The 16,672-nt window shown below is 71.8% G+C and carries 11 protein-coding genes; 4 read left to right on the forward strand and 7 right to left on the reverse strand.

Annotated features, from left to right (window positions below):
* On the reverse strand, nucleotides 1-621 hold a 621-nt coding region (locus ABD331_RS56930), incomplete at its 3' end, for a serine hydrolase (RefSeq protein WP_344495291.1).
* Nucleotides 622-851: 230 nt separating this feature from the next.
* Here ABD331_RS56930 and ABD331_RS56935 point away from each other — a divergent pair.
* Complete coding sequence (locus ABD331_RS56935) at nucleotides 852-2,054, forward strand: helix-turn-helix domain-containing protein (protein ID WP_344495293.1); 1,203 nt, start codon at nucleotides 852-854, stop codon at nucleotides 2,052-2,054.
* A 5-nt stretch (nucleotides 2,055-2,059) separates the two neighbouring features.
* On the opposite strand, the gene ABD331_RS56940 is transcribed toward ABD331_RS56935, so the two are convergent.
* The 4 genes from ABD331_RS56940 to ABD331_RS56955 form a co-directional block, all read right to left on the reverse strand.
* On the reverse strand, nucleotides 2,060-2,716 hold the full coding sequence (locus ABD331_RS56940; protein WP_344495295.1) for a response regulator: 657 nt from the start codon (nucleotides 2,714-2,716) through the stop codon (nucleotides 2,060-2,062).
* The gene (locus tag ABD331_RS56945; RefSeq protein ID WP_344495297.1) at nucleotides 2,716-3,897 is read right to left on the reverse strand and encodes a sensor histidine kinase; all 1,182 of its coding nucleotides are present in this window, start codon (nucleotides 3,895-3,897) and stop codon (nucleotides 2,716-2,718) included. Before ABD331_RS56945 ends, ABD331_RS56940 begins: the two co-directional genes overlap by 1 nt.
* A gap of 5 nt (nucleotides 3,898-3,902) precedes the next feature.
* Nucleotides 3,903-6,140 (reverse strand): MMPL family transporter, encoded by a 2,238-nt coding sequence (locus ABD331_RS56950; protein WP_344495299.1) that lies wholly within the window; start codon nucleotides 6,138-6,140, stop codon nucleotides 3,903-3,905.
* A gap of 104 nt (nucleotides 6,141-6,244) precedes the next feature.
* The gene (locus ABD331_RS56955) at nucleotides 6,245-8,233 is read right to left on the reverse strand and encodes a hypothetical protein (RefSeq protein WP_344495301.1); all 1,989 of its coding nucleotides are present in this window, start codon (nucleotides 8,231-8,233) and stop codon (nucleotides 6,245-6,247) included.
* 202 nt (nucleotides 8,234-8,435) lie between these two features.
* Between ABD331_RS56955 and ppk2 the strand changes: the two genes are divergently transcribed.
* On the forward strand, nucleotides 8,436-9,263 hold the full coding sequence (gene ppk2, locus ABD331_RS56960; protein ID WP_344495303.1) for a polyphosphate kinase 2: 828 nt from the start codon (nucleotides 8,436-8,438) through the stop codon (nucleotides 9,261-9,263).
* A 30-nt stretch (nucleotides 9,264-9,293) separates the two neighbouring features.
* Here ppk2 and ABD331_RS56965 read toward each other — a convergent pair whose 3' ends face one another.
* Both ABD331_RS56965 and ABD331_RS56970 read right to left on the reverse strand, forming a co-directional pair.
* The gene (locus ABD331_RS56965) at nucleotides 9,294-11,312 is read right to left on the reverse strand and encodes a HEAT repeat domain-containing protein (protein WP_344495305.1); all 2,019 of its coding nucleotides are present in this window, start codon (nucleotides 11,310-11,312) and stop codon (nucleotides 9,294-9,296) included.
* A 58-nt stretch (nucleotides 11,313-11,370) separates the two neighbouring features.
* Nucleotides 11,371-12,489, reverse strand: a complete 1,119-nt coding sequence (locus ABD331_RS56970) for an alkene reductase (protein ID WP_344495307.1) — start codon at nucleotides 12,487-12,489, stop codon at nucleotides 11,371-11,373.
* 80 nt (nucleotides 12,490-12,569) lie between these two features.
* Here ABD331_RS56970 and ABD331_RS56975 point away from each other — a divergent pair, with 80 nt between their 5' ends.
* Nucleotides 12,570-16,205, forward strand: a complete 3,636-nt coding sequence (locus tag ABD331_RS56975) for an AfsR/SARP family transcriptional regulator (RefSeq protein WP_344495309.1) — start codon at nucleotides 12,570-12,572, stop codon at nucleotides 16,203-16,205.
* Between the two features lie 227 nt (nucleotides 16,206-16,432).
* Complete coding sequence (locus ABD331_RS56980; protein WP_344495311.1) at nucleotides 16,433-16,672, forward strand: hypothetical protein; 240 nt, start codon at nucleotides 16,433-16,435, stop codon at nucleotides 16,670-16,672.

A 16,672-nucleotide genomic window follows, 5' to 3' on the forward strand; every position in this document is an offset into this window, starting at 1 on the left:
TGCGATCTTGCCCTCGGCGACCAGGGCCAGGACCACGGTGGCGGTGAAGGTCTTGGTGTTGCTGCCGATCCTGACGTGCCCGTCCAGCGGCGGCTCGGCGGTGCCGCCCAGCTCGGCGAGGCCGGCGCTGGCGGTCCACTCGCCGTGCGGGTCGTTGACGCGCAGCGTCACGCCGACGATTCCGGCGTCAACCAGCTCCTGGAGGATCGTGCGCAGCTCGGGCCGGTCCTGCCCGGCGTCGAGCGCTTCGGTGATCTTGCGGGCCATCTCGGTCATGGTGGGGCTGGGCTTGCCCTGGGTGGCGGCCTCGACGGCGACCAGGACGGTACGGCGGAAGTTGCCTGCCTCGGCCCGGTTCTGCTGCCGCAGCAGGCTGACCGACGCGGTCAGCGCGGGCAGCACCTGGTCTGCGAGGCCGGCCACGCTCTTGTGATTGAGGCCGCTGGGCGCCTTGGCGAGCACGTGCCCGGTCAGGCCGGTCGCGGAGGTCAGGGCCAGGCCGGCCTGGGTGCCGGCCCGGTGGGCGGAACCGGCGGCGCCGGCGGCGGACATCAGCGCGACGGCGCCCCAGGCGGCGGTGCGCAGGGTGTGCTGGTCCTGCTCGGAAAGGGTGAGGGACATGGCGGTGCTCCTTGAAGGTCGTTCTGGCCTGTCGGCGCCGGGGGCCGGTGGCGACGACAGGAACGTTACGGCTGTTGCCACAGGTTTGGCAACTCTTTGCCAACACCAATTGCCAAACGGGCGGCAGGCCTCGCATTGAGGCTGGCAATAACTTGTCTCATGTGTGGCAAGTGAGCTACCCTCGGGCCTGACGCGCTCGCGTGACGCCACCTCGACCCGAAGGTCCGGACATGCTCGAACAACCAGTCTTCGGCCGCCGCCTCAGGCAACTGAGAACCGAACGCGGCCTCACCCTGGCCGCCCTCGCGGGCGACGGCATGTCAACCGGCTACCTGTCGCGGCTGGAGTCCGGCGCCCGCCAGCCCACCGAACGCGCCATCGCCCACCTGGCCGCACAGCTCGGCATCAGCCCCGCCGAGCTCACCCAGTCCACCGCCACCTCCCTGGCCCAGAGCCTGACCCTGGCCACCGGCCTCAGCCAGGACGAAGTCGGCCAGACCCTCAGCCAAGCCCTGAAGGTCTCGGGCGGTGAGGATCCGCTGCTGCGCTGGCAGGCGCTCTGGCAGGTCGCCGAATGGCGCCAGTGGCGGCAGGAGTACCCCGAGCAGCGGGCGCACCTCGACGAGCTGGTCACGCTCAGCGAGCAGATCGGGCTGCCCGAGCTGCAGTCCAGGGCGCTGGCGGCGCTGTCGCGCTGCCTGCGCAGCACAGGTGAGGTCGGCGGCGCCGTCGAAGCCGCGACACGCGCCCACGAGCTGGCCCGGCGGGAAGCGCTGCCCGCGCGCGTACAGGCCTCCACCCTGCTCGCGCTGGTCTCGGCGCTGGCCGAGGCCGGGCGGCTGCCCGACGCCGCCCGGCACGCCGACGAGCTGCTCACCGTGGCGGGCGAGGTCTCGGGCGCGCTGTGGGCGCAGGCCGTGTGGACCGTGGCCAACGTCCGGGTCCGCCAGGGCGACCTCGACACCGGCGCGGAGCTGATGAACCAGGCCATCGACGGCTTCGACGGCCGCGACGACCTGATCATCTGGATGCGGCTGCGCCTCAGCGCCGCCCGGCTCGCGCTCCTGGCCGTTCCGCCCAGAACGGAGTCCGCCCGGCAGCGCGTCCAGGAGGTCCAGGCCGCGCTGCCGTTCGCGGCGGCGCCCGCCATCGAGCAGCAACTCCTGGCCGTACGCGCCCGTATCGCCGTCCAGGCCGGCGACCTCGACGAGGCCCGCACCGTCCTGGACCGGCTGGCCGGCTTCGACGACCTGCTCAGCTACCAGGAGCGGATCAGGCTCGACGTGCTCCGCAACCGCGTCCTGCTCCTGGAGGGCGAGAAGGACAGCGCGCTCGCCGGGCTGCGCGCGCTCGCCGAGCAGGCACAGCAGAACGGCAGCATGGACCTGGCCGCGGAGATCTGGCGACTCGTCGCCGAATCGCTGGCCCAGTAGGGGGTTCAGCCCCGACGCAGCAGGCCGCGTTCCATGGCGACCACCACCGCGTGGGTGCGGTCACGGGCGTCGAGTTTGGCGAAGATCCGCAGCAGGTGGGTCTTGACCGTGGCTTCCGCGATCACCAGCCGCCTGCCGATCTCGGCGTTGGACAGGCCGTCGGCGACCGCCGACAGCACGTCCTCCTCGCGGCTGGTCAGCGGAACGTGTGCGGGCCTGCGCATCCGGGCGACCAGGCGTTCGGCGACCCTCGGCGCCAGCACCGTCTCACCGCGGGAGGCGGCGCGGATGCCGTCGGCGAGTTGCTCCCGGGTGGCGTCCTTGAGCAGATAGCCGACGGCGCCGGCCTCCACCGCGCGTTCGATCTCGGTGTCGGTGTCGTAGGTGGTCAGGATCAGGACCCTGGTCCTGACCGGTGCGGCGGTGATCTCGACGGTCGCCGCCACTCCGTCCATGACGGGCATCCGCAGGTCGAGCACGGCCAGGTCCGGTTCCAGGCGCAGGACCAGCTCGACCGCTTCCCTGCCGTTCCCCGCCTCGCCGACGACCTCGATGCCCTGGTCGTCGGCGAGCAGGGCGAGGACGCCGGCGCGCATCACCGTGTGGTCGTCGGCGACCACGATGCGGACCCGGTCCTGGACGTGTCCGGAGGTGCTGTTCATCAGGGGTTCGTCCTCAGAGGTATCGCGGCCAGGATCCGGGTTCCCGCGCCTGCCGCGCTGGTGATGGTGAGCTCGCCGCCGAGTTCGTCCAGCCGTCGCCGCATGCCGTCCAGGCCGAACCCGATGGACTCGCTGACGTCGAAGCCCCGGCCGTCATCGGTGATCTCCAGCTCGATGGCCTCCGGCCGCCGCGCCAGCACGACACCGACGGTGGTGGCCTGGGCGTGCTTGCGGACGTTCGCCAGGGCTTCCTGGGCGCAGCGCAGCAGGGCGATCCGGCCGGTCTGGTCGCAGTCCACGTCGGGCAGGTCGGCCACCATGGTCAGGCCGGTGTCCTCGGTGAAGCGCCGCAGGGTCCGGTGCAGGGTGCGGGAGATCGGATCGGGGGCGAGGCCGCTGCGCGGCGCGGACCCGACCAGGGCGCGGGCCTCGGTCAGGTTCTCCCTGGCGGTCTGCTCGATGGATCGGAGCTGGTCCACGGCTCGTGCGGGGTCGTCGTGGACGTTCGTGCGCGCCGCCACCGTGAGGGCCACGATGGAGGCGAAGCCCTGAGCGAGGGTGTCATGAATCTCCCTGGCCATGCGCTCGCGTTCCTCCGCCATCCCTCTGCGCCGGTGTGCCTCCGCCAGCTCCTCCTGGGCGTCGGCGAGCTGGGAGCGCAGCCGGGCCCGTTCGTCGCGCAGTGCCAGGGCGCGGGGTGTGGCCACGGTGATCAGCACGGCCACCGCCCACACCGCCGCGGAGGAGATGGTGTTGGTGGTCAGGGAGCCGGCGCTCCAGCCCTGCCTCAGGGCCCCGCCGATGGTGATGGCGACGGCACCCAGCCCGCTGGAGACGATGGCCGGGATCAGCGCGTCCACATAAATCATGAAATGCGGGAGCATCACCGTGTACAGCACCCCGTACCCCGGGCGCAGGTAGGCGAGTGCGCCGATGACCGCGATGAGCACGCCCACATAGGCGTACCCGAGCCGCACGGGGTTCGCCTTGCGGGTGCGGACGAGGACGCAGCAGGCGCCCAGCACGGCCATCAGCGCCAGCGATCCGTACTTGGGCCAGGGCGGGAGGTCGCTGAGTACGGTGATCAGGGCCAGCAGGCCGATGATCGCCCACGAGAAGACCTCCCACCAGTGGAGCATCCAGATCCAGAACGGGTCTCCGCGCTGTGGCCGATTGAGCATGGAGGTCAGCGTACGATCTCCAGAGAAGGCGCCGTCGCGCCGGGGCGGGACGTCAGGCCGGCGGCACCCGGGCCGCGCCGCCTGGGCCAGGCCCGGTCGCCGAGCAGCCGCAGCGCCGCGGGCAGGATCAGCAGCCTGATCACGAAGGCGTCCAGCAGGACGGCCAGGGCCAGGCAGAAGCCCATCTGCTTCATCTCCGTCAGGTGCAGGAAGACGAAGGCGGCGAAGACGGTGACCATCACGACAGCCGCGCTGGTCACCACCTGGGCGGAGCGCCCGATGCCCTCCACCGCAGCCTGCCTCGCCGGCACGCCACGGTCCATCGCCTCCTTGATCCTGCTGATGACGAAGAACTGGTAGTCCATCGAGAGCCCGAAGAGGATGACGAACAGGAACAGCGGCACCCGGGAGGCGATCGCGCCGAGCGAGTCGAAGTCGAGCAGGCCTTCCGCCCAGGTGCCCTGGAAGACGATGACGAGCACGCCCAGCGCCGCCCCCGCGGACAGCAGGTTGAGCAGGACGCCGAGCCCCGCGATGACCGCCGAACGATAGACCAGCAGCGTCATCAGGAAGGTCAGCAACAGCAGGCTGCCGATGACCAGGGGCAGCTTGCCGCTTTCATGCCGGACGTAGTCCTGGCCACGGGCCACGTCGCCGCTGACCGCGGTCTCCGCGCCGGAGATCTTGCCGATGGTGGCGGGGATGTAGCTCTCGCGCAGGCGTTGCAGGGAGGCGACGGCTCTCGCGTCCTGGGCGGGGTGAGGAACGGCCAGCTCCAGTACGGCGGTGCGGCCGTCGGCCGAGACGCGGATGATCGGTCCGGCGGACCGGCCGGTGGCCGTGGCCTTCTCGGTGTCGGAGTTGGTGCTGTTCGAGGCGGCGGTGGAGGCGAACAGCGGGTCGGACTGGGCGCGCCCGGCGAGCTCGGTGAGGGCCTGGCGGATCTGCGGGGCGCGCTCGGCGGTGGACCGCACCACCACCTCGTGCTTGACCAGGAGTTCCGGGTACGCGGCGGTGAGCCGGTCGTAGGATTGCATGGCCGGGATGTCCCTGGAGAAGGTGTCCCTGCCGGGGTCGATCAGCTTGATCGTGAGGACCGGAGCGGCCAGCCCCAGCATCAGCAGCGTCGATGCGACCAGGGTGACGACGGGATACCGCTGTGCGGGGCGGAGCAGGCGGCCGAGTACCTGGCGATCGGTGCGTACGCGTCCGGCCCTCTTCCGCGCGCGGCGCTCGGCTCGCCGTCCCAGCTTCACCAGCAGGGCGGGCAGCACGGTGAGCGAGCTGGCCATGGCGACCGCCACCACCAGGATGGTGCCGGTGGCCAGGGAGGAGAAGATCACGTCCGAGGCCAGGTAGAGGGTGGCGGTGGAGACGATCACGGCGAGGCCGGAGGCGACGATGGTCCTGCCCGCGGTCGCCGCCGCCAGCTCCACCAGCGCCTCGCTGCTCAACCGCCCGCCGGCTCGGGCTCGCTCATCGCGTTCCCGCTTGAGATAGAACAGCGTGTAGTCGACGCCGACGGCCAGGCCGATCAGCAGGATCATGTTCGTGCCCACGCCGGCGTCGGGCACCAGGTGGGAGACGACCATGGACAGGCCGAGCGCCGCGGCGATCGAGGAGAGCGCCAGCATCAGCGGGACTGCCGCCATCACGATCGACCCGAAGACGCCCAGCAAGGTGATCACCGTGACCGGGAATGTGATCTTCTCGGAGAGCGCGAGATCCTCGCCACGCTGATCGTTGACCCCCTGGCTGATGGAGGGCGACCCGGTCTGCTCGATCCGCAGGCCGGGATACCCCGCCGCGATCTTCTCGGTCAGCGCCCGCAACGGGACGACGTTCTTCTTGCCCTCCAGCTCGGGCCCGTGGAGGACCACCGGGACCCGCAGCGCCGTACCGTCCCTGGAGGCGACGGGCGCGCCGACCCGGTTCACCTCAGGGAGGCCGCGCATCGCGGCGGCCAGGTCCGTGGCGGCCTGTCTCGCCGAGGAGGTGGCCAGCGAACCGTGGACGGCGGTGATCAGAATGTGGTCGGTGGGTTCGCGCTGCATGCCTGCCTGCTCGGCGACCGTCTCGGCGCGTCCGGCCTCACCGACCCGGAAGTCCTGTGTGGTCGCCTCGTTGGAGCCGAGCGCGAGGCCGGCGCCGAGGCACAGGACGACAAGGACGATCCAACTGATGATCGCCCGCCAGGGATGGCGCGCGCTCCAACGAGCAGCCGTTGTGGGGAGATTCCTCATGCCCACGATGGTGCTCGTCAGAGCCTCCGTCTCGGCAGCGGCGATGGGTTGAACCTGTTGTCCACCGATCGGTGGACAGCCGGACCTCGGCCCGCCCCCAGAGATCAGCGTTTGCGCTTCTTTCGCCGGCCTCGATCCCCCGGCCGCCGGGTGGGGACGAGGCGGAGGGGATGGCGGGCGGTTCTGCGGAGCGGCTCGGCCACCAGCTCGCGTAGCTCCCGCAGCCCGACGACATCAGGATGCCCCGACGCCAGGATCGCCTCCACGAACCCGTACGCGTCCCCACCGCCCATCCCCCTGAGCTGCTCGACCAGCCCCTCAGGCCCCGCGAGCTCCAGCATGGAGAGGAAGTTCTCCGCCCCCATCAGCAGGTGCTCCCGCTCGCTCAACGACCCGGGATCCATCTCCCCGTCATCGATGAGCAGTGTCCACGCGGCGGGCCCCAGGACCGGGTCGTGACGGAGGTCGTGCAGGAGTCGCCTGCCGGGAAGGGCCTCGGCCAGGACGCGCAGCATCGCCGCCACCCGCGTACGGAACGGGCAATCCCGCACGGCCTGCAGCAACGTTTCGAGGTTCTGGCCCGGCCGGGCCAGCCACCCCTGGAGTTCCGTGGTGGCGTCCTGCGGCGGGTAGTGCTGGGTGAGCACGCCGAGCAGTTCGGCCGGCGGGGCGGTGGCGAGTTCGCCGAGGAGAGGGGCGTCGCGGCCGTCGGTGAGGAGGCTGTCGCGGACGGCGCGGAGGCCGAGCGGGGTGAGGCGGATCAGCGGGAGGTCGGGCTCGGCGAGGGCGGTGCGCAGGCGTTCGGTCGCCTCCGGCGAGAAGACCTCGTCGAGGTCGCTCGCGTAGAGGGGGTCGGCGGGGCCGCGGGTGAGCTCCACGGCTCCGAGGTCGGACAGCACCTCGAACATGCGCCCCAGGTCCTGGGCGACCTCGCGGCGCCAGAGATCACGCAGGCGCTCGTTCTCCTGGTCGAGAACGAAGTACTCCTCGCAGGCCAGCCACACCGTCTCTTCGAGGCGGACCACCGGCATGTCGTCCAGCCCGTACATGGAGTTGAGCACGTCCGGCAGGATCTCGCGGAAGATCTCGGCCAGGATGGGCTCGGGACGCCACGTCGTGACGGGCACGGTGACCACCCGGCCCAGCTCCGGCAGCACCTCGAACGCGCGCCGCCACAGCGCCTCCGGGTCGCGCAGCAGCGGTGCGGCCTTGGCCACGCGGAAGAGCCGGCCCTTGCTGGTGCGGGTCAGGCGCAGCTTCTTCGCCCAGGCGAGCAGGAGGTTGAGCTGCGGCAGATCGGTGGCGCTGCGGACGCGCAGCCCGTCCTCGCCGGTGCCCAGCAGGGCCGACACCTCGAGGGCGTCGGCGACGCGGAGGTTGCCCGCGGCGGTGAGGGCGCGGCCGTCCTTGCCCGCCCAGTCGGCCAGGGTGATGAGACGCTGGACGGTCTTGCTGCGTGCGGCGGCCTCCGTCAGCTCGGACGCGGGCGGCAGGGAGATGGGCGGCTGGGGGAAGGCGCGTTCCTCCTCGATGCCGCCGTACAGGAAGCGGTTCTGCATGATCTGGTCGAGCACCTGCTCGTCGTACGGAACGCGTCCGGCGTCCAGGTCGCGCTTGAACCGCTCGAACGCGCCCGGAACGGTGAGGTCCACGCCCTGGTCGAGCGCCGTGTGCGCCCAGAACGTCGCCACCCCTCGCAGCGTGGGATCGTCGAGCGCGGCCGAGTACTCCGCCCGCGTGCCGTCGATGATCTCCTCCGCCTCCGCGGGCGTGGCGCCGCGCGGGTCGCGCAGGCCCGTGACGTCGAGGAAGCGCAGGTACGTGCGCAGTGTGGCCGGGGCGAGGTCGAGCTCCTCCCGTGGGGCCGTCACCTTGTACGGCACGTACCGCAGCAGGAAGAACCTGATGCTCGCGCCGTCCCAGTACGCCAGCCGGCCGTCGCGGCTCTCGTGCCGCGCGTCCACGGCGGCGGACAGCAGCAGGTCGTCGACCGGGTGCCCGTGCTCCTGCGCCCAGGTGACACATCGCCGGATCAGCAGGTCCTTGGCGGCCTCGAACTCCTCGGCCTCTTCGGGATCGAAACAGGTACGCACCAGTCCAGCCTCCCATCCTTCGGGAGCTTCCGTGGCCCGGGCGATGAGATCGCCGTGCGGGCCGTCGAATCCCCCGCTGCGGGGGATGACAGGCCCCTGCCGGCGGCTCGATGCTGGCGCGGTCTGCCCCGCGAGCGGTCGAAGCGGTGCCCGGGACCGCGGCGCGGCGTCTGTGGACCGTGAGTGCCGAGAGGTGAGCGACATGGCCAAGAAGAACAAGAAGCACCAGGCGCCGGAGACTGCCGCCGACCCGGCTCAGAAGCTCAAGCGCAAGGACTACGAGGCGGAGATGCGGCGGCTGCACGGCGAGCTGGTCGCCATGCAGGAGTGGGTCAAGAGCACGGGGACGAAGGTCTGCATCGTGTTCGAGGGGCGGGACACCGCCGGCAAGGGAGGCACGATCAAACGCATCACCGAGCGGGTCAGCCCCCGCGTGTTCCGGGTCGTCGCCCTGCCCGCGCCGACCGAGCGCGAGAAGTCGCAGATGTACATGCAGCGGTACGTTCCGCACTTCCCGGCCGCCGGTGAGGTCGTGATCTTCGATCGCAGCTGGTACAACCGCGCCGGGGTCGAGCGCGTGATGGGCTTCTGCAAGCCGGAGGAGACCGAGCAGTTCCTCAAGCTGGTGCCGTCGTTCGAGAAGGCCATGGTCGACTCGGGGATCCTGCTGCTCAAGTACTGGCTGGAGGTCAGCCCCACCGAGCAGACGCGGCGGCTGAAGAGCCGCATCCATGACCCGCGCAAGGTCTGGAAGCTGTCGGACATGGATCTGAAGTCCTACAGCCGCTGGTACGACTACTCGCGGGCCCGCGACGCCATGTTCGCCGCCACCGACACCGCCTGGGCGCCCTGGTACATCGCCGTCACCGACGACAAGCAGCGGGGGCGGCTGAACATCATCAGCCACCTGCTGAGTCAGATTCCCTACAAGCCACTCGGCCACAGGGAGTTCGCGCTGCCCAGGCGGCAGCGGGCCGACGGGTATGTGGAACCCAAGGTGCCGCTGAAGTACATCCCCACTCCGTACTGAACAGCCTGCCGGGACGCTGGTCACTCACTGTCAGCTCATGGCGGCGAGGGCTTCCCGGCAGCGGCGGAGCAGGCTCTCGTCGTCGGTGATCTGCGCGCTGCCGTAGCCGCTGTCGGACGCGTTGTGCCTGCGCACCCGTCCCAGCTCGGCCTCCAGGAGCGGACGGGCCTGCGCCGCGGCCCGTCCGAGCTCGGCGCAGAGCTCGGCCGCCTTCGTCCGGGTGTGCTCGTTGAGCTGCCACACGCGCGCCACCACCGGCAGCGCCACCTCGGGGTCGCCGGTCAGCCGGTACAGGGCGCGGGCGGCGGCCAGCGGGACCCAGCCGTGTTCGTCCTTGCGCTTGGCCAGGCGGCGCAGCAGGGTGATCCTGGCCTTCGCGGCCCGGTCGTGCTCCGTCATCGCGGGGGCCATCTCGCCGAGGAGGTCCATCGCTGCGCCGATGGCGTACTTGTCGCCTTCGCTGAGGTGACGGTCCACGACGGTGATGGCCGCGTTTACGTCCCCTGTGACCAGCCATAACGCCTTCGCCGCCCGGATGGACAGGCCTCGCTCCGGCGAGGCCGCGGTCTCCCGCAGGATCGGCGCGCACGCGGAGGCGGCGGGCCCGATCGCCGCGATCGCCGCCAGCCAGCCCTCGGTGACCGGCTGGCCGAGCAGGTCGGGCAGGGCTTCGGCGGCTGCCGGTCCGATTCTGGACAGCGTCCAGGAGATGCTCTCAAGGCGGTGGTCGGCGGGCAGGTCGCGCAGGCGGCGGCGCAGCAGGGGCAGTAAGGGCGCGGCCCGGGGTCCGAAGCCGCCCGCGAGCTGGGCCGCGTCCCTGGGCAGGTGCTCGCGCTCCAGCGCCCAGGCCAGCATCGGCAGTGCGCGGTCGTCGCCCGTGCCGCTCAGCGCTCTCAACGCCGGACTCACGGTCGGCTGGTCGCCAGGCCATTCGATCACCCACGGCAGCTCCGCGTCCTCCGCGACGCGCCTCTTCGTGGCGGACAGGGCCTCCACCAGGGCGTCCGCGGCGGGCGCCGCCAGCTCGCCCAGATCCTCCAGTACGTTGATCGCTCTCGACCTCACCACGGCGTCCGGCCGCCCACTTCGGCGGCCGTCGAGAACGCGTTCGCCGAGGACGGTGACGAGCTCGGTGTAGTCGCCGCGCCAGTTCGCGAACAGGACGTGCGCGGGGCCCATGGCGTCCACCTGGCACTCCCGGTTGGATGAGCGCAGCAGGGCCGTGAGGAGGCGTACGCGATCGTCCACGCGGTCGCCCAAGCCTTTGGACACCGCATGCACGAGTTCGCCCGCGTCGCGTTCCTCACGTGCGCGCCGCAGCGCGCCGACCAGGGTCGGGGTCTCGAAGTCCGCGGGCGTGCCGGTCTCGTAGAGGGCGGTGAGCAGGTCGAGCGCCTCGCCGACCCCGACCCCCGGGCCGCCGCCGCCCAGCTCTGCCAGTGCCACCAGCCTGACCTGCGGTTCCGCCTCCGCGGCCAAGACCTTCCCCAGCCAATCGCGTACGTCCTGGTGGTGGCCCAGCGCGGCCACCGTCCGCACGATGGCCGCCCGTACGGTCGGATCGCCCTCGCTCTCCATGCGGCCGGTCAGGCTCTTCACCGCGGCCCGCGCCCCGTCCACGCAGGCGGCCAGCAGCCCGGCCGCGGCCTCGCGCACCTTCGGGTCGGGGTCGCCGAGCAGGCGCTCCCACAGGGGGAACGCGGCGGTCACCGCTTCGTTGGCCTTCTTGTACGGCCCGCTCAGCTCGGTCGGATCCTCGGCCGAGGCGATGCTCGCCAGCAACTCCACCACCTCCGCCCGGCCCGGCAGCTCGGGGGCCGCGGCGATGCGGAGGAGGAAGGGGATCGCGGCCAGGGTGCACGGGTAGACGTCGCCCTGGTGGTGCACGGCGCCGTACATGGCGTCGAGGGCCGTCTCACGTACGGCGGGGTCGGGGTCGGCCAGGCCGCGAAGCAGGTCAGGGACCTCCGTGGCGGGGCCGTAGGCGTGACGCATGCGGCTCCACCGGATGTCGCCCAGCCCGGCGAACAGGTCCACTTCGTTGGCCATGGTGGAGATCCTGCCGCAACCCACCGACATTCCTGGTCCTACAGCCAGGTCGCTTGCACTAATGCGCCAGTGGTACGCGCGCCGGAGCGAGCACCGGGTAGTCGGTGTAGCCGAGCGCGCCGCCTCCGTACCAGTGCTCCACGCGCACCGGGTTGAGCGGCGCGCTGCGGCGGAGCCGTTCGACCAGATCGGGGTTGGCCAGGAAGGCGCGGCCCAGTGAGATCAGGTCGGCGCCCGCCGACAGGAGCCGCTCGGCCGCGTGCCGTCCGCCGTCGGCGGGCAGCGGGGTCGGCCAGGGGAGCGACGGGTTGGCGATCAGCGCCGCCGGCCAGTCGTCGCGGATGCGGCGGAACAGGGGCTGCTCGGGGTCGGCGAACACGACGTGCAGGTAGGCCAGGCCCTTGTCCGCCAGCGCGCCGACGAGCGCGGGATAGACGTGCTCGATGTCGGTCTCCCGCATGGCGTTGGCCGTGACGCCGGGTGCGATGCGCAGGCCCACCCGCGACGGGCCGATCGCGTCGGCGACGGCCTCGACCACCTCGACCGCGAAGCGGATGCGGCCGGACACCGAGCCGCCGTAGGCGTCGGTCCGGCGGTTGGTGACGTCCGACAGGAACTGGTGGATGAGGTAGCCGTTGGCGCCGTGCACCTCCACCCCCTCGAACCCGGCGTCAATGGCCCTCCTCGCGGCGGCGGCGAAGTCCTTTGCCGTGGATCGGATCTCCGCCACGGTCATCTCCCTGGGCACGACCCCCGGCTTGGAACCGTTCGGTGTGTGGATGGAGTCGGGGAACGCCACCGGTGAGGGGGCGAGCGGCGTCAGGCCGGTGGTGTCGGGGTGGCCGATTCGTCCGCCGTGCTGCAACTGCAGGAACATCGTGCCGCCCGCCGCGCGCACCGCGCCGGTGACGCGCCGCCAGCCGGTCACGTGCGCGTCGTTATAGAGAGCGGGAATGTCGGGATAGGTCTGGCCGACCGCGTTCGGCGTGGTGGCCTCGGCGATGATCAGGCCGGCGGACGCGCGCTGGGCGTAGTACGTCGCCATGATCGGCTCGGGGACGCCGTCCGCCGACGCCCGGTTACGCGTCAGCGGCGCCATCACCAGGCGGTTCGGCAGGTGCAGGGCGCCGAGCCTGGCGGGCTCGAACAGGCGGGAGGTCAACGCTGTGCTTGACATGGTCGTCGTCCGATCTCTCATGTTCGCGGGGCAGTGACGACTGTGCTCTTGAGCGCTTCGGACCGGCTGATGATCCGCTGATGGTCCGCCGGCCGGTGCTGTGTACGGTGACCACTGTGTGGTTCGGGGTGCTTGGTCCGCTGATGGTGCGGGACAACGAGGGCCGGCCGGTCAAGGTGGTCGAGGTCAAGGTCCGGGCGCTGCTCGCCGACCTGCTCGTGCATGAGGGACGGCCTGTCTCCGCCGATCGGCTCATCGACGACCTGTGGGGTACGCAGCCGCCGGGCAATCCCGCCAACGCCCTTCAGGCCAAGGTCTCCCAGCTACGCCGGGCTGTGGGTCGTGAGCGCGTCGCCTACCAGGCGCCTGGCTACCTGTTGCGGCTCGGGCCGGCCGATGAGGTGGACGCTGATCGGTTCCAGGTGTTGGCGGCGCAGGCGGGCTCCAGCGATCCGGCGACACGGGTCGCGCTGCTCAACGAGGCGCTTGGGCTGTGGCGCGGACCTGCGTACGGCGACTTCGGTGACGAGGAGTTCGTCCGGGCGGCGGTGCATCGGCTGAACGAGCAGCGCCTTGCCGTCGTGGAGGAGCAGGCTGAGATCCGGCTGGTCGCGGGTGATCATCTGTTGCTCGTGGGGGAGCTTGCTGGGCTGGTGGCACGGTATCCGTTGCGTGAGCGGCTGCGGGGTGTGCAGGTTCGGGCGTTGTACCTGGCTGGGCGGCAGAGTGAGGCGCTGGAGTCGTACGAGGAGTTGCGGCGTCGGCTGGCGGAGGAGTTCGGGGTTGATCCTGGGCCGGAGCTGGTGGCGCTTCATCAGGCGATTCTTCGGCAGGATGTGGCGCTTGGCCTGCCTTTTGGTGTCGTTGCGGATCGGCAGCGGGACGACGCGTTCGGCTTCTCGGCGGACACTGCGCCTGGTCTTGCTGTGGACACGATGCCCAGCCCGCCGCCCGGCGTCCCGGAGGGTTCGCGTCGAGGCGCGTCGTCCGGCCTGGCTGGCGGCGGTCCGGCGAACCCGCGCTCAGGCACGTCGCCTGGCCTGGCCGGCGGCGGTCCGGGTCGTCCCCTAGCGAATCTTCCCGCCCAGCTCACCGCCCTGGTCGGGCGTCGGGATGACCTGGAGGAGATCGACGGGCTGCTCGGTGGTGCCCGTCTCGTCACGTTGGTCGGGCCTGGTGGGGTGGGCAAGACGCGGGTCGCGGTGGAGGTCGCGGCCCGGATCGCGGCGCGGGCGCCAATGGAGGGCTCGTCTCGGGATTCGCGCTTTTCGGACGGGGTTTGGCTGGTCGAGCTCGCTGACCGGCGCGGGGGCGTGGCCGACCTTGCGCAGGCGGTCGCGGCCACGCTGGGCCTGAGCGCCGACGTCCCAGCTGGTCCACCGCATCCCACCCCGACCCCGACTGGTCCCAGCCACGCACCGGTCGACCCGCCGGGTCCTAGCGCGTCGCAGGCACCCGTCGGCCGGCTCGCCGCCGCCCTGCGCGAGCGCCGGATCCTGCTCGTGCTCGACAACTGCGAACAGGTCGTCGAGCCGGCCGCAGAGCTCACGGACCTGCTGCTGCGCGCCGCGCCTGGGGCGCGCATCTTGGCCACCAGCCGGGAGCCGCTCGGCCTGACCGGCGAAACTCTGTACCAGGTCGAGCCGCTCCAGCCTGACGACGCGATCCAGCTGTTCACCGAACGGGCGAACGCGTCCGCCCCGGGCTTCGCTCTCGACGGCGAGACCCGCGAGGCGGTGACCGAGATCTGCCGCCGCCTCGACGGCATCCCCCTCGCGCTGGAACTGGCGGCCACCCGGGTGCGGGGCTTGGGCGTGCGGGAGCTGGCAGCGCGGCTCGAGAACCGGTTCCGGGTGCTCACGGCCGGGCAGCGGGGCGCGCCGGCGCGGCAACAGACCCTGCGGGCGATGATCGACTGGAGCTGGGAGCTGCTCAGCGAGCCGGAACGGGTGGTGCTGCGCCGCCTGGCCGTGCCCGCCGGCGGTTGCACGCTGGACGCTGCCGAGGCCGTGTGCGCGGGGGCCGGGGTTCCGCGCGAGGAGGTACTCGACCTGGTGACGCGCCTGGTCGACCGGTCCCTGGTGGTCATGACCGACAGTCCTGCGGGGGCTCGGTATCGGCTGCTCGAGTCGGTGGCGGCGTACGCGATGGAGCGGCTGCACGAGGCGGATGAGCTTGCCGGCGTCCGTGAGCGGCACCTGCGCCATTACCTGGGCCTCGCCGAACAGGCCGAGCCGCACCTCCGGGGGTCGCGGCAGCAGGAGTGGCTCGCCCGGCTCGACGCCGACGCCGCCAACTTCCGGTCGGCGCTCCAGGAGGCCGTCCTTTCGAGCGCGGACGCCGTCGGGGGTGGAGCTGCCGTCGCAAGCGCGGCTGCCGTCCCAGGCGGGACTGCCGTCGCAGGCGAGACCTCCACCACAGGTGAGATTGCCACCGCAGGAGGGGCCGCCGTCGCAGGCGAGGTCAGCGTCGAAGAGGGGGATGCGGTTACAGGCGGGGCTGCCAGCTCGGGCGCGGTTGTCCGGCTGGCCACCGCCCTCTGCTGGTGGTGGCTGCTGCGCGGCCGGCTGAGCGAGGGCCGCCGCGCCCTGTCATCGGTGCTCACCGTCGCCCCTCACGCCGCCGAACTACGCGTGCTGGAGAGCGCGTTCACGCTCCTCACCGGCGACCGCTCCCACCCCGAGCTGCCCCCGCACGAGGAAATAGCAGATCCGGTACGCCGGGGCCGGGCGTTGTGGCTGTACGCGTACGGCCTCTTCCACGCCGGCCTCCCGGACACCGCCGAACAGGTCAACGCCCAGGCGCTGAACCTCCTGTCCACCGACGAATGGGGCACCGCGGCCGTACTCGGACTGCGGGCCATCACCGCGCTGGCACGCGGCGACCTCGACGCCGTCGTCCAGGACGGCCTGCGCAGCGCCGCCCTCTTCCACCAGCTCGGGGATCGCTGGGGCGAGCTGCAGACCGCGTCGCCCCTCTCCACGCTCGCCGAGATCAAGGGCGACTACGCCGAGGCCACCCGCCGCCAGACCGAGGGGCTGGGCATCGCCGAGGAGCTCGGCCTGGCGGCGGAGGTCGCCGCCCGCCGCTCCGGGCTCGGCCGCCTGGCGCTGCTCTCCCACGACTGGGACCGCGCCCGCGACCTGCACGAACAGGCCCTGCGGCTGGCCAGGGAGCAGGGCTACGTGTACGGCGAGGTGCACGCGATCATGGGGCTCGCCCTCGGCGCCCGCCGCTCGGGCGACCTCGACGCGGCGGAGGCGTACCTGGCCCGGCTTCGCGACGAGCTCATGTCCTCACCGGCCGGCGAGCACCTGCTGCTCGTCGAGCTGGGCTTCACCGCCGAGCTGCGCGGCGACGCGGCGCGGGCCGCCGACTGTCAGCTGCGCGGGCTGGAGGTCGCCCGTTCGATCGGGGAGCCGCGGGCGGCGGCCCTGTCGTTCGAGGGGCTGGCGGGCGCGGCGGCACTGTCCGGCGACAGGAGCCGGGCTGAGGGCGCGGTGCTGCTGCTCGGCGCGGCGGACGCGGCACGGCGCAGCGTGGGCGCCCCGCTCCCGGCCGCCGAACGGGGGGACGTCGATCGGATCATGGCGGTGACGAGCGCCGTCCTGGGGCAGGCCGTGCACGCGGATACGTTCCTGCGGGGCACGAAACTGACGCCGGAGGAGGCCGCGCGCCTCGCCCGCACTTTGTTGACCGAGACGCGCACATCCTGACCAAGGGCTCGGGCGGGACCACCGGAACAACGCCTTGGCCTGACGACATCGCCCTACGTGTGGATACCTGGCAGGCCTTCGACGACGATTGGCGGCTCGTGCCGACGTCGTCCCATCTGACGCTTCAGACCAATCCAAGCGATTCGGTTGCTGCCGCCGATGGTGCACAGTCCAATGGCTCCCGTCTTCAAACCCCCAAGCCAAGCCGACGCGCCGAGGGAGTTCCTATGACCCGGGAGCAAGTGGAACAGGCCCTGCGCCGGGCGGAGCAACTCGCCGATCAAGCCAGACCTGCCCTCGACCGGGTAGCCGCGCTCATGGGCCAGAACATCTGGACCGGCCCCGCCTCACAGCGTTTCGCCGACGAGCTGGCCGCCCAGCGCCAGGCCCTCAGCAGGGGATGCGCGGATGTGGTGGACGAACTGCGGGCCCTGCTGGCCCGAACGCCGGCCGACCGGCCCGGTTAG

It is taken from the genome of Nonomuraea monospora (assembly GCF_039531895.1).
Taxonomy (GTDB): domain Bacteria; phylum Actinomycetota; class Actinomycetes; order Streptosporangiales; family Streptosporangiaceae; genus Nonomuraea; species Nonomuraea monospora.